Raw genomic sequence first — 20,060 nt, forward strand, 5'->3', positions numbered from 1 at the left:
TCCGCGGGAGCGATAATGATATTAATTAAAAAAATTTCTTCCCGCAGATAATTGCAGATTTCCGCAGAATGTTGGATATTAACTCGTTAAAGAAAAAACACCGAATCTCAACAGAATACAAGCGATCTCCGAGACAAATCGCTAAAACTGTTTATTCTTACCCCAGATAAGATAGATGATTGAACCTAAAAAAGGTGCCAGGATAATGATAATAAACCACAGAGCTTTAACGCCGAAACTCATCTGGCTATTTCTCGAAATGTGATAAAGTGCAACCAGGATTAAAACAAGCCATAAAACAGCCGGAATAATAATGAATAGCGCAATATGGTTGCTGTTAACGTTTGCCTGAAGTAACATAAAAAGAATTTTCTATTAAGCTTCAACAATTCTTTCGCCGATTTGTTGGCGCCACATTGCCTGATATAAGCCATTTTGTGCAATCAGGCTCTCATGCGTTCCTTGTTCAATAATGTGGCCTTTCTCCAAAACGTAAATAACATCAGCATGTTTTATTGTGGATAACCGGTGTGCGATTAAGATGGTAATGTGGTCCGTTAAATCAGATACCGATCTGATGGTTTTTGTTATTTCCTCCTCAGTAATCGAATCCAGCGAAGATGTTGCCTCGTCAAAAACCAAAATGTCTGGCTGGCGCAATAATGCTCTGGCAATAGATAGGCGCTGTTTTTCGCCACCTGACACCTTTACGCCACCTTCACCAATTAATGAATCCAAACCTTTATCTGCCCTGGCCAATAACGTTTGGCAGGCTGCCTGCTTCAAAACTTTGTAGCACTCCTCATCGGTTGCGGTAGGGTTTACGAATAATAAATTCTCTCGTATTGTGCCCGAAAAAAGCTGTGTATCCTGAGTTACAAAGCCAATTTTTTCTCTTAAAGCATCTAAATCAATGTCGTTACTCGGATTACCATTATATAAAATTTCGCCGTCTTTAGCCGGATACAAGCCAACCAAAAGTTTAACCAGGGTAGATTTTCCTGAGCCCGATGGGCCAACGAAAGCGATGGTTTGCCCATTATGAGTATCGAAAGAAATGTTTTCTAAAGCGTTCCTGTTTGCGGTAAGGTGCTTAAAACTCACAGCCTTGAAAGCCAGTTCCGTAATCTTCTTAATAGATATCGGATTAACAGGTTTTTTATCAACAGGTGTACTCAAAATCTTTTTAAAGTTGCCCAGTGAAACCTCAGCCTCACGCCAGGCTAAAATTACATTACCAAGTTCCTGCAACGGTCCGAAAAGGAAAAATGAGTAGAATAAGAACGAGAAATATTGTCCTGGAGAAATGGTGTTATCGAAAATTAACAGCAACAATACAACAATCATTGAACTCCTTACCAGGTTAACAGTTGTGCCCTGAACAAAGCTCATGCTTCTCACATATTTCACTTTTTTAAGTTCCAGGCCTAAGATTTTGTAAGTCGTTTTGTTTAACCTTTCGATTTCCTGATCGGCCAGACCTAAACTTTTTACCAATTCAATGTTTCTTAAAGATTCTGTAGTAGAACCCGCAAGCGCTGTTGTTTCGCCAACTATCGATCGTTGGATGGTTTTTATTTTACGACTTAAAAACCAACTTACAAAGCTGATAATTGGAATCGCGGCAAAATAGACCAGCGTTACTTTGTAACTTATCGATACGGAATACACAATTACGAAAACCATCCCGATTAAGCTTACGAACAATACGCTGATAAAAGAAGTGATAAACTTTTCAGAATCGAGTCTAACTTTTTGCAAAACACCTAAAGTTTCTCCGCTACGCTGATCTTCAAAAACCTGATATGGCAATTTAAGTGAGTGCTGCAAGCCATCAGCATACATTTTTGCGCCAACTTTTTGTACAATAACGCTGGTGAAATAATCCTGAAAGTTTTTCGCAATACGTGAAACCATTGCCGCACCAATAGCCAGGCCAATAAAGCCGAGTGCACCCCATATGTACGTGCTTTTGCTGGTAAATGATGAGCGTTTGTTGATGTATAAATCTAAAATCCTACCGGTAAAGTAAGGATCCATTAAAGAAAAGCCAATATTTACACCTGCAAGCAATAATGCTAAAGCCACAATCCATTTGTGGTTTTTCAGGTAGTCGATTAATAATCCCATTAAGTTTTGTTGTTTGTAAGTGCAAACATAAAAAAAGGGAACGGATAAAAATCCATTCCCTTTTTTTATGACGCTGTGATAAGATACCGCAAATGTTAGCGGTTAAAATCCATATCTCAAACCAATTTGGAACTGGTATGGATTTCCCGAAGGCGTAACAATCCCCGAATTGTTTACACGATAATTAAATGCTCTCGCTGCCGAATCGTAATTCGGAACCGCTGGTGCAGTAGCTGTTGCAGCTGTTCCGTTAAGTGCGTACAAAGCCTGGCTACCTAATGATTCATTTACACCCCACTTTTTATTTAATAAGTTGGCGAAGTTGAAAATATCTCCGGAAACTTCAAGTGTATGCGTTTTGTACAGTCTGATTTTTTTGCTAACCCTTAAATCTACAACACCGAAGAAATCGTTAATACCACCATTTCTTTGTGCAATCTGGCCAGCATATTTAGTGATATAATCTTTCAAACTCTGGCTTGCATCTGGGTTATTTAAAAGTGTTTGCAATCCTGTGCGAACATTTTGTGGAACACTAGTATTATTTGGGTCAAAAATGTAAGCTAAATCATTTGTAGCTACGAAATCACCATTATTATTTGCACCTGATAGTAAACTATAACGTGTTCCGCCGATACCTGAATAACGAACACCTACTGTAACACCCCAAAAAGTTGGTAGAGTACCGTAAATTACAACCTTATTTCTGAATTGATTATCTGAGTAGCTCATGTTACTTAGGTCTCTCGGGTCATCTTTTACAGGCAGCGATAAAGTTGCCGAGTTCGCAACGTTTCCGTTGTATGATGTGTTGTCTTTCGTATCATTCCAGGTGAAACTTGCAGAAATTTCTCCATCTTTAAAGTAGTTCCAGGTTGCATCTAAGACAACCGCAAACTGATTAACTCTACCTTTACTGTTTAACTCAAGCACACGGCCAAATGTATTGCTGATACGGCCAGTCTTCCAGTCGGGCGCACCATTACTTGGAATTGTAGGCACAAAAACGCCTCTGTTTGCCTCATTTGGTAATGTAAAGTAAGGGTTTGCAGCCATATTTCTATCCACGTACATATAATTATGGCGACCTAAAGTAGCATAACCCGTAATACCAACTTTTAATTTATCGGTAATTAGTTTACTGTATGATAAGTTTGCTTTATAAACTACTGGAATTTTTGCGTCTTCGGCGTAAGTGTTAATTGTAGGCACTTGCAGGGCCGGTAAAGATGGAGTTGCGACAGTGCCATTACGGTAACCAACAAAATTTGGAGTTGGTACGTTGGCACCAGTTACATCAAGGGTTGCCAAATGTGTTCCATCAAACGTTAAGTTATTAATGGTCACATAGTTATTAACGTCCGATCCGAAGATACCGGCACCGAAGCGAACAAAGTCAGTTCTGTTCTCGTTAATATCCCAGTTAAACTGAATACGTGGCTGAACCAAAAATTGTTTCAGTTCGTTATCTGTTCTAACGCCAACAGCGCTCAGCAAAGTCTGGTTAAGCGGAGATTTTGGATAAGCGCTGTAATCAAGACGAATACCACCAATAAACTCTAAACCTTTTGCAAGTTTAGTCTGCATTTGGCCATAAGCTGCGGCATTCCAAATACCGGCTTTAACTGTCGGGTCGGCAACTAAAGGTACTTCACGGTAAAATCTATTCGGAATTAAGTTGTTAAAATTTTGTAATGATGAGCCTGCTGTTGAGTTTGTATATTCGAAACGTCCGTTAACCTCACTGCCATAAAGTGATTTTGCATCGGTATACATTACATCAACACCGAATGTATATTTGATTTTATCGGTGTTGTAGTAGAAGTTATCAACCAACTGGAAAACGTTGTTTGTAAAGCCTTCCTGGCCAAAACGGTGACCGCCGATTTGAATTGCTGTGTTTGCCGCAGAACCATCAGATAGGGTAGATTGAACGTTTCCGACAACTGCTCTAGGTATTGCGAACTGCAACTGGTCGTTTTGCGTACTTGCCTGATAGGTATAAAGATGCTGAACTTTTAACTCGTTGGTTACTTTGCTATTAATTGTTGAGCGTAATGTTGCCAATAAGCTGTTATCTACGTTTTTATCATTACCATAACTCTCGAAAAAGTTAATTGCAGTATTATCCGCTAAACCAAGTGGATTTCTATCGTTCGTATAATTATCACGAATCGTTAGCAAGTTTCGGTCGTTTATTTGCCAGTCTAAACGGGCAAATGCAGCATCCGAACCACGCTTTTTGTCGAATGTTCCATATTGAGGATCGTTTGAAACACCATATTTTGCTCTGGCAATACTTAAGAAATCTGCCAGGGTAGAATTGGTTATTCTAAACCTTGCTTCATCAGCAGGGCCGTTCACATCTGCAATAATTAACGGACGGGAATCTTTCTGGTGATCTAAACCAACAAAATAATGCAATTTATCTTTGATGATCGCACCACCTAAAGTAAATCCATATTGATAAGTTGAGAAATCATTATCGCGTTTTATACCTCTGATATCGTAAGGACTAGCCAGCCAATCTGCTCTGCCATACATAAATGCGCTTCCGCTTGTGGTGTTTGTACCAGATTTGGTTACGGCTGTAACAGAGCCTCCACCAGCTCTTCCATAAGTAACATCATATTGGTTGGTTACCACTTTAAACTCGCGAACCGCTTCGATTGAAATTGAGTATGGCGCACCACTACGGCTTGTTGTACTCCCTGCTGATGTTGGATTTTTAGCATTCATACCGTCAATTGTATAGTTTGTTGATGAACCCAATTGACCTGAAATCCCTCCACCACGACTTAAAGGTGATAAATCCATTAAGTTAGAGAAGTTACGACCATTTACCGGTAACTGGTTCATGGTTTTGGCGGAGATTTCCGTCGATGCACCAAAGTTTTGAACTTTATTTTTTAAACCTGAAGCCACCACTTGCACTGCTTCCAGATTTTGAGCAGCTTCCTGCATTGATATGGAAACTTTAACCACATCGCCAAGATTTAGCATGTAGCCACTTCTGGTTTGTTCGCCAAAGCCAACATATAAAGCTTTTACAGAATAAGGACCACCTAAAGGGAGTTCTTTAAATGTATACTCACCTTGTGCATTTGTAGAAGTTCTTGTGGTGAAGCCTGTAGAATTGTTTTTAACCTGAACCGAAGCGCCTGGAATAGGCTTCTTTTGTTCATCGGTAACAATACCGGAAATGGATGCCTGTGTGGTTTGTGCTCTCAAAGAATTTGAAACACAAAAACACAGCAATAATACTGCGAATAGTAAATTTTTGACCATAATTAGTTTTTGATTTTATGGTGCAAAGTTGCAGTAGCAGTGTTAACTCAAATTTCAGTTTAGATTAAGAAATGGTTTGCAAATTGTTTATTTGCTTGCTGAATGTTAAAATAAAATTACCTTTTTTCATAAAATAAAGCGTTGGCCTGCTGCGTTACATGCTACCAAAGCCAAAAAAACCCTCCGCCAAAATTAATCGACGGAGGGTTTATAAAAAAGCCTTGCTTGATTCTACTTTTTCTCAGCAGTATATTTATCGCTGAATTTTTTATCAAGCTGTTTGTGCAAATTATCCAGGTTAATGTCTCTGCCCTGAATAAAAGCTTGTTCAACTTTATTGGTCCTCATATCTAAAGCATCGCCCGCAGAAATAAATAACGTAGCGTCTTTACCTGCTTCGATACTTCCGGTGGTTTTATCTACACCCATAGCTTTAGCAGCATTAAGCGTAATGGTTGATAATGCTTTTTCTTTATCCAAACCCCAGGCGGTAACCGTGCCGGCCATAAATGGAAGGTTGCGCTGTTGCCAGTAACCATCAATACTCAAAACCACATTTAAGCCCGCGTTTGCTAAAATAGCCGCATTTTTATAAGGCATGTTCACATCATCATCATTATTATTAGGCAACGCATGAGGTTGTTTTACCACCACAGAAATATTGTTCTCTTTAAGGAAATCAATAACTAAGTAAGCCTCGTCGGCACCGGTGATAACCGGCGTGATGCCGAACTTTTTGGCAAAGTTTACTGCCGCAACAAGGTCTTTTTGAGTTTCTGCTGCAATAAATAGTTTTTCCGCACCGGAAAACACTTTTTTCATCGCTTCAAAACGAGTATTTATTACCTCAGGTTTTCCCATCTCGGCGTAAGCTTTTGCTTCTGCAAAGAAAGAGGTTAACTGACTGATTGCAGCTTGTGTGCGTTCATTTAATGATTCCGGTGAAGCTGCAGGTCCTCTTCCAAAACCACCAAAGCCGCCCCTAAAGCGTGGCGTTACCGGCCAGGTCATGTGCATGGCATCATCAATTCTAATGGCTGCATCTTCCCAGTTCCAGGCGTCTAGCTGCACAACTGAAGAGCTTCCGGAAACCGTGCCGCCCTGAGGGGTTGGCTGGGCCATTAAAACGCCATTGCTACGCAAAGTTGCAGGCACTTTAGAGTCTGTATTGTAAGCCACAATAGAGCGAATGTGCGAATTGTAATCGCCAATTTCCTGGTAATCCAAAGTTGCTTTTATTGATTCAGTTTCTGCCAGACCAAGGTTTGTTGTTGCTGCAATCATACCTGGATAGATATGCTTTCCGACGGCATTAATACGTAATACGTCATCCTGTGGAACTTGTCCACCGGCCGTAACCGACACAATTTTGCCGTTAGAGAACAAAATAGTTCCGTTTTCGATAACTGTTCCGTTGCCCACATGTACCGTTGCGCCTGTAATGGCGATGGTTTTTGTTTGCTTTTTGGCAGGTGATATATTGGCTTGCGCAAAGCACATCAGGCTGGATGCCGATAACGCCAGACTTAATAAATATTTTAGGTTACTGTGCATGTTCTTTTTCATTTAATTCTGCTGAATAATCTTCCAATGTTTCGCAATTGTAAAGGCGTGGTGCATTCCCAAACGGACGTTGAGTACGTACGCCGCTGCTTTTACTATCCAACATCTTTTGAATTAAACGAGCTTTCTCGGCCTGTTGTGTTTTAATCGTTTGGGCATCTTTATCAATATCCCAATACGCAACGCCATCAACAAACGTTTTTTCTGCTTTTGCATAAATGGATAAAGGGTTTGCTGACCATACCACAACATCTGCATCTTTACCTGGCTTTAAACTGCCAACTTTATCATCAATATGAAGCATTCTTGCCGGGTTCAGCGTTACAAATTTCAAGGCATCTTCTTCCGGTACGCCGCCATAAAGAACGGATTTACCAGCTTCCTGATTCAGGTGTCTGGCCATTTCTGCATCATCCGAGTTGAAAGCAGTAGTAACGCCTACGTTGTGCATAATTTTTCCGTTGTAAGGAATTGCCTCAGCAACTTCGTTTTTGTATGCCCACCAATCTGAGAAGGTAGAACCTGCAATACCATGTGCTTTCATCTTATCGGCTACTTTATAACCTTCCAAAATGTGTGTAAATGTGTTTATTTTGAAGCCTAAGCTATCCGCTACGTGGATGAGCATATTAATTTCACTTTGAACATATGAGTGGCAGGTTATAAAGCGCTTGTTGTTTAAAATTTCAACAATCGCATCCAATTCCAAATCCCTGCGAACACTGTTGCCTTTTACCTTCATCGCTTTTTCGTACTCTTTTGCACGCGTAAACTCATCAACAAAGGTTTGCTCAACGCCCATACGCGTAACCGGGAAACGGGCGCCTGTACCAAAATTACTTTGTTTAACGTTTTCGCCCAGAGCGAATTTGATAAAGCCATCTGCGCCAGCAAATTTTAACTCCTCTGGTGCTTTACCCCAACGCAGTTTAATAAGTTGAGACTGGCCGCCAATTGGATTTGCAGAACCGTGTAAAATATGTGAAGTTGTAACCCCACCAGCAAGCTGGCGATAAATATTTACATCCTCTGAGTTGATAATATCGGCAATGCGAACCTCTGCCGAAACAGATTGCGCACCTTCGTTTATACCGCCGCTACCGGCTATGTGCGAGTGCTCATCAATAATACCAGCGGTTACATGTTTGCCTGTTCCATCAATTACTTTTGCACTTCCTGCAGATAAATTTTTACCAACTGCTTTAATTTTGCCATTTTCTAACAACACATCAGCATTCTGAAGAACACCTTCTTTTTCATTTGTCCAAACGGTTGCATTTTTAATTAAAACAGTTTCTTGCTTAGGCAATTCGGCATTACCAAAGGCGCCAAATGGATATAGCATTGGTCCAACAGCCAAAGCCGGTTTTGGCTCGTCGCGTTTTGGCATTTCCTTGCCTGCTTCTTTATAAGTTGCTGTAAATTTGCCGAATGTTCCATCTGGCAGCGCCACTTCGCCTTTAAACGTTAGCGGATTTGCCGATGTTAAATAGCCACTTAAACGGACATCTCCTTTAGGATTTTTCTTCAGGTTAAAATTAATACTAACCCAATCGCCATTTCTGGAAAACGTTGCTGTAGTTTTTACACTGTCAACTCCACTTCTTTCAATAGCTGCGGTAGAACCGCCAGAAGTTCCGGTAATTTTCAATAACAAGCTGCCACCAATGCCATCAACATTCAGGTTGTAATTTCCACGAACATCAGAAACATCCATTTTATTGATGATATAGCGTTTGCCCTGAACCCAGTTTTCGAAAATGATATTTTCCTTCTTGAAAAGGTTATCAGACGAAATTAAAAAGTTGGCCACTTTACCTTTTTCCAGGGAGCCAACTTTATCGGCAACACCTAAAAGCGAAGCTGGAATTTCGGTAACAGACTGTAAGGCTTGTTTTTCGGTTAAACCATTATCAATAGCGGTACGGATATTAGCCCAGAAATCGCGGGTATTCTCTAAACCAAATGCTGTTAAGGCGAACTTAATTCCGGCTTTTTGAAGTGCCGCAGGGTTTGTTGGCGCCAATTCCCAGCCTTTCATCTGCGATAAGGTAATGTTTCTTGCTTCTGCAGGGTCTTCAACATCGAAAGCCTTCGGGAAAGATATAGGTACGATTAAGCTGGCGCCTGTCGCTTTTACCTCATTAATGCGCTGATACTCATCGCCTGTAGATTTGATGATGTATTGCTTACCAAATTCTTTTCCAAGTTTGCCGGCACGAAGCACATTTGCCCAGCCATCAACTTCAAAAATTTGAGGCATAGCCTGTTGCTTTCCAAATTCTTCTAATGAGATGTTGTATTCCTCTTTTTGTTTGCCGTACCATTGCGAATCATAATAGGTTTGGCGAAGCAAAGCGATAGACCCCATTAAGGAAGTTGGGTAATCGTTTGAGGAAGTTCCTTTATTAAATGAGTAGTTAGCTGCGGTTTGATCTTTCAAAAAAACGTTATTGTCAGAACCCTCATTCAACGTTACTGCTGCAGAAACACCACGAGCAATACCATCGCGACTTATCGTATTCACGCTACCAAAACCGGCCTTGCGTAATTCATCAGCCTTCTTGCTATCTACCGTGAAAATACTTTTAACGTAGGTTTCTGGTCTGATAGACTCATTCCAGCCATAAGCGCCTTTTTTAGTTGAAACGAAAATGGACTGGCGCTGGCCACCGCCACCTCCAAAACCACGGCCCTGAACAGTCGCTTCAGGTACTCCATAACTTGTAAAGGCATCAACGAGGGATGGATAAACAAATTTTCCTTTTAAATCTACAACAACATAACCTTTAGGAACGGCTAAGCCAGCACCTACGGCCTGTATTGTAGAACCTTTTACCAATAGCGTTGCATTTGTTAGCGTTTGATTGGCATTTACTACAATTGTTGCGTTGGTGAATGCAAACATTCCCGGCCTGGTATCATAAGAACCATTAACAGGATAGGTGTTTTGCTGAGCAAACAAAATTGTAGAGGAAAATACCAGCGCAAAGGCGAGTAAAATTTTCTTCATAATATGTTTAGGGGGTTTATTTTGTTTAAAACTAATATAAATTACGGTCTATATTGCTTATTAACCTATTTTTTACAATTAATCGTTACTTTTGGTAGACAAAAAATTATCATTATGTATCAAATTTTAAAAAGTGCACACTCAGGATGGCGTTACCTGGTTTTAATCCTGCTGGTTATTGCAGTAATTAAGGCTTTATCTGGTTGGTTAGGAAATAAAACTTACACAGAGGGCGATAGAAAATTGAATGTATTCACTTTAATTAGTGCCCATATTCAATTACTAATTGGTTTGGCATTGTATTTTATTGGCGATTGGTATAAAGCAGATAGCAGTAATGCCGTAGGCCGTTACTGGAAAATGGAACACATCAGCATGATGATTTTAGCCATTATCCTGATTACGATTGGAAATTCAAAATCAAAAAAGGCAGTAGAAGCCGTAGCAAAACACAGAACCATCTCGGTATTTTTCGGCCTGGCTTTAATTTTAATAATCGTAACAATTTTACTTATGATTAAAGATGTGCCGGGAAGAAGTTTTTTCGGCGTTTCGTAAATATTTAAACTATCGGAAAACTATTTTTTAAAATATTTTCGTTTTTCGAAATTCTTTATATTTTTGTCACTCAATGATCAACAATATACATACATGGCTTTGGCAAGGTAATTCAAAAAAGAATTGCGCCGGCTGCGTATGAGGAAATATTTTTATCAACCTAAACCTTAAAGAACCATTAAAGCCCGGCGTAGAACCACACGCCGGGCTTTTTATTTATCATGATTTAACAAAAGGAGAAATTGTTTACCTGAACCGCCGGGACAGGTGGTCGGTTATCCCCCAAAATACGAATAGTAATGTTTAAAATTAATACCACCTATAAAAAATTACTCGCCGATACTACAACACCGGTAAGCATTTATTTACGCTTACGCGATGTTTACCCAAACAGCATTTTACTCGAAAGTTCTGACTACCACAGTCGCGAAAATTCGATGAGTTTTGTTTGCGCAGATCCGGTTGCGGGCATTATTTTACGGGGCTCGCGGCTTGAAAGTTATTTTCCTGATGGCTCAGTGGAAATTACTGAAAGTGAGGATTTAACGGAGCAGATTTCTGCCTTTAAAGATAAATTTAAGGAAACAGAAATTCCTGAAATTAAATTTATAACAAGTGGTTTATTCGGGTACTTTACCTGGAATGCCGTACAGCATTTTGAAGATATTAAATTTACTTCCGAAACGCCCGAAGGTGAGGAAATACCTGAAATGCAGTACCATTTGTACCGTTACATCATTGCTATCGATCATTTTAAGAATGAGATAACCTTGTTCGAAAACGCTTTCGACGGTGAAGAAAAAGGTGGACTTGAAAAAATGGAATACCTGATTCAAAATAAAAACTATCCAGAATACAAGTTTCAGATAAAAGGGGAAGAATCATCAAATTTAACTGATGAAGGTTTTATTCAACTGGTAGAGCGCCTTCAGAAACACATTTACAGAGGTGATGTATTCCAGATTGTACCATCCAGGGCTTTTAAACAGGCCTTTACGGGCGATGAGTTTAATGTTTACCGTTGCCTGCGATCGATAAATCCTTCGCCGTATTTGTTCTATTTTGATTACGGGAACTTTAAGCTTTTTGGCTCATCGCCAGAAGCACAGATTACGATTAAGAACAATACAGCAAATATTTTTCCTATTGCGGGAACCTTTAAACGTAGCGGTAATGATGTTGAAGACGCCGAGCAAGCCAGGAAACTGGAACAAGATCCGAAAGAAAGTGCGGAGCATGTAATGCTTGTGGATTTGGCCAGAAACGATTTAAGCAGGCATTGCAACCGCGTTGAAGTTAAATCTTTTAAAGAAGTGCAATATTATTCGCATTTAATTCATTTGGTAAGTAAGGTGAGCGGGCATTTACAAGAGGATGTTAGTGCATTTAAGGTGGTGGCAGACACTTATCCTGCAGGAACTTTAAGTGGCGCACCAAAGTATAAAGCCATGCAGTTGATTGATGAAAATGAAAAGCTCGGGCGGAATTTTTATGCTGGTGCTATTGGTTTTATGGGTTTTAATGAAGATTTTAATCACGCAATTATGATTAGAACTTTTATGAGCAAGAATAATGAGCTGCATTACCGGGCGGGTGCTGGAATTGTTGCAGATTCTGTTCCTGAAATGGAAATGCAGGAAGTTAATAATAAGATCGCCGCCTTACGCAAGGCAATTGAAATGGCGAAGGGTATTTAAGATTTAATTTACGAATTACGATTTATAATGATTGATAATAAGAAAACGGTTCTCGTAATCGATAATTACGATAGCTTCACTTACAACCTGGTTCATTTAATTAATGAAGTTGGTTATGAAGCTGAAGTATGGAGAAACGATAAATTCGAACTTGCCGATGTTGCGCAATATGATAAGATTTTACTTTCTCCCGGACCAGGAATACCCGAAGAGGCCGGATTGCTACTTGATGTTATTAAAACTTATGCGCCTACAAAGAGTATTTTCGGGGTATGTTTGGGTCAGCAGGCAATTGCAGAGGTTTTTGGCGGGACGCTTTTAAATCTTGGTCGGCCGATGCATGGCATTGCAACGCCCGTAACCGTAGTAGATGGCGATGAGTTTTTATTTTGGGAATGCCCGCAAACAATAAACGTTGGCAGGTACCATAGCTGGGTAGTTAGTAAAGATAATTTTCCAAGTTGCTTAAAAATTACAGCCAGAGACCACAAAAACGAAATTATGGCACTGCGACACGAAACGCTTGATGTTCGCGGGGTGCAATTTCACCCGGAGAGTGTGCTAACCGAGTTTGGAAAACAAATGATGGAGAATTGGTTAAGCTCTTAAAAAAAACATCACTGTGGAAAAAAAAAGCGTCTTTCTAACGAACGGATTGCTTCGAACTTTCACTGTGGTTAGTAATTATTAACTATGAATATCTTAGATAAAATCGTACTGCGCAAGCAGCAAGAAGTTGCAGATGCAAAGGCATTAGTTTCAGTTAAGGATTTGGAGGAATCTATCTACTTTCAGAGGAAACCATATTCTTTTAAAGAATTTTTGCTAGCTGATGATAGAACCGGAATTATTGCCGAATTTAAGCGTCGTTCGCCTTCTAAAGGATTAATTAACGGCGTGGCCGATGTTGCCGAGGTTACACAGGCCTACAATAACGCTGGTGCATCTGCACTTTCTGTTTTAACTGACATAGATTTTTTCGGTGGCAAAACGGATGATATTCTTGGTGCGAGAGCGTCAAATAACATCCCCATTCTTCGTAAAGATTTTATGATTGATGAATACCAGATTCTGGAAGCTAAAGCTTGGGGTGCTGATATTATTTTATTAATTGCCTCGATTTTAACGCCACAACAAATAAAAGATTTCGGAAAGTTTGCGCAAAGCCTTGGCTTAAATGTATTGCTCGAAGTGCATAATCTTGAGGAGCTTGAAAGGAGTATTTGTCCGAATTTAGATGCCATTGGTGTGAATAACAGAAATCTCGGTGATTTTACCGTTAACATTCAAACATCATTTGATTTGGTTGACAGAATTCCAGATGAGTTTTTGAAAATCTCGGAGAGTGCGATTAGTAATCCTAAAACCATTAAGGAATTGAAAGCTGCAAGTTTTAATGGCTTTCTTATTGGCGAAAACTTCATGAAAACAGCGAATCCAGGGGCTGCAATGGAAGATTTTGTAAGAGCGCTTTAGAGTTCCTTTTTGCGACAGGTTTTTTGCCGCAGAACTAGAAAAATCCGGTAGGTGAACTTTTATTTCGATTGTTGAGGTTTGTTTGCCAAAGAAACACAGAAATCAGGTGGGTTTGGGAAGGCTTGTTTATAAGTTTTTATTTCGATTGTTGAGGTTTGTTTGCCACAGAAACACAGAAATCAGATGGGCTTGAGAAGGCTTGTTTATGAGTTTTTTATTTCTGGTTGAAGTTTGTTTGACATAGAAATACGGAAGGACCGGGAATCAAGTGGGCTTGGGAAGGCTTCTTCTCAGAACCGTTCGATCAAAATTGCTTTGTTTCAGAAACAAAAGAGTAATCGAACTTACCATTATTTGTAAAGCATTATTATTTACTTATTGAGAACTTTGTTTAGTGGCGGGCTTTGTGTAAAAACCGTGCTTTAATAATTGCATCTCTTACATTTCGGCTTAGTCAAGCGAAACTTTTATTACACGAGCATGGTTTGTAAATGGAATTACACATTCGCAAATTTCGTATATTTGCTTTAATTACATGGGAAAACAAAAATTTTATGATACTGCGATAAAGCAGGAGCGGGCCATTTTGGTGGGTGTAATTACACCTGGTGAAAAGGAAGAGCAAACTAAGGAATATTTAGATGAGTTAGCCTTTTTGGTTGAAACAGCTGGTGGGATGGTTGAAAAAAACTTTACTCAAAAAATGCTGAAGCCGGAACGTGCAACTTTTGTGGGTACAGGAAAGCTTGAAGAAATAAAGGCTTATGTGAAATCGGAAGAGATTGATACCGTTGTGTTTGATGATGAATTGTCGCCCTCGCAGCTTAGAAATATAGATAGAGAGCTCGGTGTTAAGGTTTTAGACAGAAGCAATTTAATTCTGGATATTTTTGCCAGCAGAGCCCAAACTGCACAGGCTAAAACGCAAGTTGAATTGGCTCAACTGCAATATGTTTTGCCGCGATTAACGGGTATGTGGACGCACTTGGAACGTCAGAAGGGTGGTATTGGTATGCGTGGACCAGGTGAAACGCAGATTGAAAGTGATAGACGGATAATTTTAAATAAAATCTCTTTGTTAAAAGAGCGCCTCAGAAATATCGACAAGCAGAACGAAACGCAACGTAAAAATCGAGGCGAATTAATTCGTGTAGCACTTGTAGGCTATACGAACGTTGGCAAATCGACTATTATGAACATGCTCTCGAAATCGGAAGTGTTTGCTGAAAATAAGCTTTTTGCTACGCTCGATACTACTGTTCGTAAAGTGGTGATTGAAAATCTGCCGTTCCTTTTGTCTGATACGGTTGGTTTCATTCGAAAATTACCTCATCATCTTGTAGAATGTTTCAAATCTACGCTGGATGAGGTTCGTGAAGCCGATATCCTGATCCACGTTGTTGATGTTTCGCATCCAAACTTTGAAGATCAGATTCATATCGTAAACGAAACCTTAAAAGACATTGGCGCAATTGATAAAGACATGATTTTAGTGTTTAATAAAATTGATGCTTATGTTTCGCCGGAGGTTGAAGATGAAGACGGCGATGGAAAACTCACCATCGAAGATTTTAAAAAAAGCTGGATGAGTCACGGCAAAGTACCGGTTTTGTTCATTTCGGCCACGGAGCGTGAAAATATAGAGGAGTTTAAAACATTATTGTACGATAAGGTAAAGGCTGCACACGTGGCGAGATATCCGTATGATAGTAATTTGTTATATTAGCTAATTAACGTCGTTGCAGGCTAGCAGGCAATTGGCGAAATAAAATATTATGGAAAGTAAACGTCAGCAGAAATTTGCAGGAGTACTACAGGAAGAATTGGCACAGGTTTTTCAACGCGAAGGTGCATCGTTTTTACCAAATACACTGGTTACGATAACCCGTGTGCGGGTGTCGCCAGATTTGGCAGTTGCAAAGGTGTATTTAAGCTTTTTCAATACGAACAACACGACGCTTTCTATTAATACTGTAAATGCCCACAGTGGCGAAATCAGGTATAAGTTAGGTTCCAGAATACGCCACCAGGTAAGGGTTGTACCCGAACTTACATTCTTTGTAGATGATACAAATGAATATGTTGAACGCATGGATAGCCTTTTTGAAAAGATTGCTAAAGAACCTAGACAAAAAGAAGACGACACCGAAGAATAGCTTCATATTACTTTAAGATAATTAATGAAAACTTTCGAAGAAGTAATCAGGGGCAACGCTTTTTTTATACAAAAGGTTGTCGATTTTGATAAAAACGCCGATAAACTTTTACCACTTGATTTTACCTCCAAAAATTGTGAATTAACTGATCAGATTCTTGATAACACGAATTTATTTTCCGCCTGGGTAGATGAAAAGCTTGCATCCGTGGGCGCCCGTTATGGTATTGGGGGGTATAACGAACATAGAACAATTTATTCGAGGAGTGCTCATTTCGATAGCGAAGCAGAGCCTCGCCGATTGCACCTTGGCGTAGATATTTGGGGGCCGGTTTTTACACCTGTTTATAATTTCTACCATGCAAAGGTTCATAGCTTTGCCAACAACAACAATTTTGGAGACTACGGCGCAACAATAATTCTCGCTTACAACATCGATGGTTTTGAATTCTATGCACTCTATGGCCATTTAAGCCTTGCCTCACTAAATGGTTTACAGGAAGGCACTGTTATCGCTGCCGGAGAAAAATTTGCTGAATTTGGTAACAAAGAAGAAAATGGATACTGGCCGCCGCACCTTCACTTTCAGATTATTTTAGACCTGGAACATTTTAAAGGAGATTATCCCGGCGTTTGCAAATTTAGCGAGCGGGAAAAGTATCTGTCGAACTGCCCCGATCCAAACTTAATCCTCGAATATTCGTTTTATTAATCTAGGCTCGCTTTCAGCTTATTTTAGTAAATTAGAGTGATGAAAAACTTAATAATTGTCGGTTTTGTTTTGTTTGGCAGCCTGGCAATGGCGCAGGTGCAGTTTAAGAGCGGGCCATCAGGTTTTGCTACTTTTCTAAAAAACAATACCATCTACCCACAATTTTCTAAACAAAACTGTATTCAGGGAACAGTAAATGTAAGTTTCAAATTAGATAAGGGCGGCAAAGTATATTCGTCCAAAATAACACGTGGAATAATTTCTGATTTAGATGATGAAGCCCTTCGACTAGTGAGGATGAGTAGCGGTAAATGGCAGGTTCCGGCCGGTTACGATACCACCATTTCTGTTGTTGTGCCAGTTAATTTTAAGTTGTCCGGGTATGATTGCGAAGGGAAAAGTAAAGCAGAAATAAAAGCATCAATTATTGCTTATGAAGCTGAAGAAGGCTTAACAAATGCGGTAATAAATTTTTATAAAAATAAGGATCAGGCAAAACCTGGTCAGGAGGCGCAGATATTGGCCATAAAAACGCAGCTTGGTATTGATGATGAATATTTGGACGGGGTAATAAAAACCGGCTTAAAAAAAGTAAAACAAGGTGATAGGCAAGGAGCCTGCGAAGATTTTAATCTTGTTAAAAATTTGGGAAGCGACAAAGCAGATGATTATCTTGCCAAATATTGTAAATAATGCGTTTAGTAATTCGAATTTTTGCCCTTCTTGATATTATAAGTATTTTTCTGCTTGCCAAGCCATTTTTCGAAATCGTTACGCATTTAAAAGAAATTCCAGATCAGGTGTTATCGCAAGCCAGGGTTATCCTAACGTTACCCATGTTTGTGTCGCTTTTCGTCTCTGCAATTGGGCTAATGCTTTTTAAAAAATTCGGATTTATAGCATATTACATTCAATTCCCATTTCGCTTAGTGGTGTGGGTGTTTTCCATCGGGTTTATAACCCTACTTCCAGAGCTGTTAAATCTAAGCCAGACCTGGTTCGACGTTTTATTTAAATTGTGCTTTATTGCCGAATTCTTCAGGCTATATTTCAGCATTCAGATACATCGAAAAACATTCTAAATGATAACCGAAATTGCGGCGGGTAAAATTTTCGCTTCAACATTGTTTAATTTGCCAATGTATTCTCCATCTACCTGAAAATGTGCTTTATGCTTTGAAAATATTTTTACGGATGAAGTTTGAAAGACCTCAATTTTTTTGGGGTTAAATGGCAATTTTGTTATCCAGATCTTAAGAATTTCCATGTAGGAATAATCCTTTACTAAAATTATTTCGAATAATTCATCATCCAGTTTCCCGTCGGGATTTATTTTTAAACCTGTTCCATACATCGTTGCGTTGGCAATGGCAACCATTGCTGCCTTCGATTTTACTGTTTCATCTTTAAGTTTTAACTCAACATCCATCCTTTTGTGGTTCCACAATGCATGCCAGGTGGCCTTTGCATAACCCCACATGCCGCGTTCGGGTAAGGTGTCAAATTTATTTACAAGGTAGGCGTTAAAGCCTAAATCTGCCAGATGGATGCAAATCTCCTCATTAATTTTAACCACATGAATTTTTTTAGGGGTACCTGTTTCAAGAAAATCCAGTGCTTCTGTAATGTCTGTCGGTATGCCTAATTCTTTGGCCATTCCATTTGCAGAACCTGCCGGAATTATGCCTATCGGCGTCTCCGAATTTAACAGGCATTCTGCAACAAGTTTTAGCGTCCCATCACCGCCAACAGCTACCACCTTATCGGGATGTGCACTAATTATTTTTTGCTTTATTTTTTCGATTGAACAATCTTCCGGTAACTCGAAAAGTTCAGTTTCGATTTGTTTTGTCTCGAAATGATTAGAAATTACTTCTTTGAGATTGATGTTGTGACTACCCGAACCCGGGTTGATGATGAACAGTAATTTCATGGTGGATGAACCTCTTTTGGTAACATCAAAACAACTTATTGTAAACTCTGTTTTAATTATAATGAATAAATCGGTTAGCGTAAAAGTATATCGTGGTTATGGTCACACCCACAATTTGGTCGTTTATGGTCATGTTTTTAAACATAAAGCAAAAACCACGCAGGTTTACAGCAATAACCTATTCGTAAATATTGTTCATTTATTAAAGCTTTTTATTCTAAAGCCTTATCCATTCGTTCAGTTAAGGCTTTGCTTCGCTAACCAAATTATTTACAACAAAGCTGAAGCCGATGGTTTTTTCAAGTTCGAATTTGAAGCCTTGCTGGATGTTGCCGCGGGTTGGCACGCAGTAAGGGTTGAGGCAACGGGCGAGGATGGCGCTGTTTTAGGCGTTGGTGAAGGTGAAATTTATGTTCCGCACATTACGCAGTACGCCTTCATTTCTGATGTGGATGATACGGTTATGATTTCCCACTCGGCAACAATAAGCCGGCGATTGAGAGAACTTTTTATCAAAAATCCACACACACGGAAAACTTTTCCCGATGCTGCAAAACACTATCAGCAACTGGCGCTGGCACACACCGAAGCAACACAACCCAACCCGTTTTTTTATGTGAGCAGCAGTGAATGGAATTTGTATGATTATCTCCTCGAAACTTTTAAATTTAACAAATTGCCAGATGGTGCTTTTTTACTGAATACCTTAAAAAGGTGGAAGGATTTAGTGAAAACCGGCAAAACGGGGCATGAAGGAAAACTACTTCGCGTAATGCGCATTTTAGACGCTTTTCCGAATCAAAAGTTTATTTTTTTTGGAGACAACTCGCAACAGGATCCGGAAATATACACCTCAATAGCAGAAAAATATCCTAAAAATATCGAGGCAATCTACATCAGAAATATCCGCAAAGAAAAAGAAGGTGAAACAAGGGAGCTACTCAAAAAAATGGAAGTGAATCAGATTCACACCTGTCTTTTTAACCACAGTAACGAAGCCATTGAACATTCAAAAGCCATCGGGCTAATAAGTTAACTTATCGACTTGCCAAATGGCGTAAAGGCTAGGTTCATCAACTTAAAATGCTGACGGCCAAAAGGGATACCTACAACCGTTAGGCAAAGCAAAATGCCGAAAAGGAAATGCGTCAGGGCTATCCATAGTCCCCCGCAACAAATCCAAATGATATTCATAATTGTAGAGAGACAGCCCGTATTTGATGAGCTATCTGTAATTTTGACACCAAATGGCGCTAACCCCACAATAGCAAATTTAAAGCATTGTATGCCGAAAGGAATGCCAACAATAGTTAGGCAAAGAATTAATCCACCGATAATGTATTCAAAGAATATAAAAATTCCGCCAAAAATAATCCAAATGATGTTGCCTAAAAAATTCATTATTGCTTTTTTAGGTAAGATGAATTAAAGAAACGATTGTTACAGGGTCAGCGTTTGAAGCTCGAAAATCCCTTTCATCGATGAGGAGAAAAGTACCCATTCCTTTTAGGATGGGCACTTTGAAAGCTTTTGTA

The 20,060-nt window shown here is 39.5% G+C and carries 17 protein-coding genes; 10 read left to right on the plus strand and 7 right to left on the minus strand.

Features of this window, described 5'->3' with window-relative positions; all coding sequences use genetic code 11:
* Nucleotides 1–141 precede the first annotated feature (141 nt).
* The 5 genes from ASG14_RS02425 to ASG14_RS02445 form a co-directional block, all read right to left on the minus strand.
* Nucleotides 142–360, minus strand: a complete 219-nt coding sequence (locus tag ASG14_RS02425; RefSeq protein ID WP_056869463.1) for a PLDc N-terminal domain-containing protein — start codon at nucleotides 358–360, stop codon at nucleotides 142–144.
* A 15-nt stretch (nucleotides 361–375) separates the two neighbouring features.
* A complete protein-coding gene (locus ASG14_RS02430) occupies nucleotides 376–2,130 on the minus strand; it encodes an ABC transporter ATP-binding protein (RefSeq protein WP_056869464.1) in 1,755 nt (584 codons plus the stop codon).
* Between the two features lie 102 nt (nucleotides 2,131–2,232).
* The gene (locus ASG14_RS02435; RefSeq protein WP_235528487.1) at nucleotides 2,233–5,361 is read right to left on the minus strand and encodes a TonB-dependent receptor; all 3,129 of its coding nucleotides are present in this window, start codon (nucleotides 5,359–5,361) and stop codon (nucleotides 2,233–2,235) included.
* A 288-nt stretch (nucleotides 5,362–5,649) separates the two neighbouring features.
* On the minus strand, nucleotides 5,650–6,972 hold the full coding sequence (locus ASG14_RS02440) for an amidohydrolase family protein (RefSeq protein ID WP_082491390.1): 1,323 nt from the start codon (nucleotides 6,970–6,972) through the stop codon (nucleotides 5,650–5,652).
* Entirely contained in the window at nucleotides 6,962–9,994 is a 3,033-nt protein-coding gene (locus ASG14_RS02445) for an amidohydrolase family protein (RefSeq protein ID WP_056869467.1), read from the minus strand. Before ASG14_RS02445 ends, ASG14_RS02440 begins: the two co-directional genes overlap by 11 nt.
* 114 nt (nucleotides 9,995–10,108) lie before the next feature.
* Here ASG14_RS02445 and ASG14_RS02450 point away from each other — a divergent pair, with 114 nt between their 5' ends.
* The 9 genes from ASG14_RS02450 to ASG14_RS02490 all read left to right on the plus strand — a co-directional run bounded on the left by ASG14_RS02450 (nucleotide 10,109) and on the right by ASG14_RS02490 (nucleotide 17,674).
* Nucleotides 10,109–10,552, plus strand: coding sequence for a hypothetical protein (locus tag ASG14_RS02450; protein ID WP_056870208.1), 444 nt, complete (start codon nucleotides 10,109–10,111; stop codon nucleotides 10,550–10,552).
* A 299-nt stretch (nucleotides 10,553–10,851) separates the two neighbouring features.
* Nucleotides 10,852–12,249: an anthranilate synthase component I family protein gene (locus ASG14_RS02455; RefSeq protein WP_056869468.1), complete on the plus strand. Its 1,398-nt coding sequence runs from the start codon at nucleotides 10,852–10,854 to the stop codon at nucleotides 12,247–12,249.
* Nucleotides 12,250–12,276: 27 nt separating this feature from the next.
* The gene (locus ASG14_RS02460; RefSeq protein ID WP_056869469.1) at nucleotides 12,277–12,858 is read left to right on the plus strand and encodes an aminodeoxychorismate/anthranilate synthase component II; all 582 of its coding nucleotides are present in this window, start codon (nucleotides 12,277–12,279) and stop codon (nucleotides 12,856–12,858) included.
* An 84-nt stretch (nucleotides 12,859–12,942) separates the two neighbouring features.
* Nucleotides 12,943–13,725 (plus strand): indole-3-glycerol phosphate synthase TrpC, encoded by a 783-nt coding sequence (gene trpC, locus ASG14_RS02465; RefSeq protein ID WP_056869470.1) that lies wholly within the window; start codon nucleotides 12,943–12,945, stop codon nucleotides 13,723–13,725.
* A gap of 535 nt (nucleotides 13,726–14,260) precedes the next feature.
* A complete protein-coding gene (gene hflX / locus ASG14_RS02470; protein WP_056869471.1) occupies nucleotides 14,261–15,451 on the plus strand; it encodes a GTPase HflX in 1,191 nt (396 codons plus the stop codon).
* A 49-nt stretch (nucleotides 15,452–15,500) separates the two neighbouring features.
* Nucleotides 15,501–15,881 (plus strand): 30S ribosome-binding factor RbfA, encoded by a 381-nt coding sequence (rbfA, locus tag ASG14_RS02475; protein ID WP_056869472.1) that lies wholly within the window; start codon nucleotides 15,501–15,503, stop codon nucleotides 15,879–15,881.
* A 24-nt stretch (nucleotides 15,882–15,905) separates the two neighbouring features.
* A complete protein-coding gene (locus ASG14_RS02480) occupies nucleotides 15,906–16,592 on the plus strand; it encodes a peptidoglycan DD-metalloendopeptidase family protein (RefSeq protein ID WP_056869473.1) in 687 nt (228 codons plus the stop codon).
* Nucleotides 16,593–16,631: 39 nt separating this feature from the next.
* On the plus strand, nucleotides 16,632–17,285 hold the full coding sequence (locus ASG14_RS02485; RefSeq protein WP_056869474.1) for an energy transducer TonB: 654 nt from the start codon (nucleotides 16,632–16,634) through the stop codon (nucleotides 17,283–17,285).
* Nucleotides 17,285–17,674: a hypothetical protein gene (locus ASG14_RS02490; RefSeq protein WP_056869475.1), complete on the plus strand. Its 390-nt coding sequence runs from the start codon at nucleotides 17,285–17,287 to the stop codon at nucleotides 17,672–17,674. Before ASG14_RS02485 ends, ASG14_RS02490 begins: the two co-directional genes overlap by 1 nt.
* Here the strand turns inward: ASG14_RS02490 and ASG14_RS02495 are convergent.
* Nucleotides 17,671–18,525 (minus strand): diacylglycerol kinase family protein, encoded by an 855-nt coding sequence (locus ASG14_RS02495; protein ID WP_056869476.1) that lies wholly within the window; start codon nucleotides 18,523–18,525, stop codon nucleotides 17,671–17,673. The genes ASG14_RS02490 and ASG14_RS02495 overlap by 4 nt on opposite strands.
* A 61-nt stretch (nucleotides 18,526–18,586) precedes the next feature.
* Between ASG14_RS02495 and ASG14_RS02500 the strand changes: the two genes are divergently transcribed.
* Nucleotides 18,587–19,561 carry an App1 family protein gene (locus tag ASG14_RS02500; RefSeq protein WP_056870209.1) on the plus strand — a complete coding sequence of 325 codons (975 nt, stop codon included), beginning with the start codon at nucleotides 18,587–18,589 and terminating at the stop codon, nucleotides 19,559–19,561.
* On the opposite strand, the gene ASG14_RS02505 is transcribed toward ASG14_RS02500, so the two are convergent.
* Complete coding sequence (locus ASG14_RS02505) at nucleotides 19,558–19,926, minus strand: YccF domain-containing protein (RefSeq protein WP_056869477.1); 369 nt, start codon at nucleotides 19,924–19,926, stop codon at nucleotides 19,558–19,560. The genes ASG14_RS02500 and ASG14_RS02505 overlap by 4 nt on opposite strands.
* Between the last annotated feature and the right edge of the window lie 134 nt (nucleotides 19,927–20,060).

Origin of the sequence: Pedobacter sp. Leaf194 (genome assembly GCF_001423945.1) — a bacterium.
GTDB lineage: Bacteria > Bacteroidota > Bacteroidia > Sphingobacteriales > Sphingobacteriaceae > Pedobacter.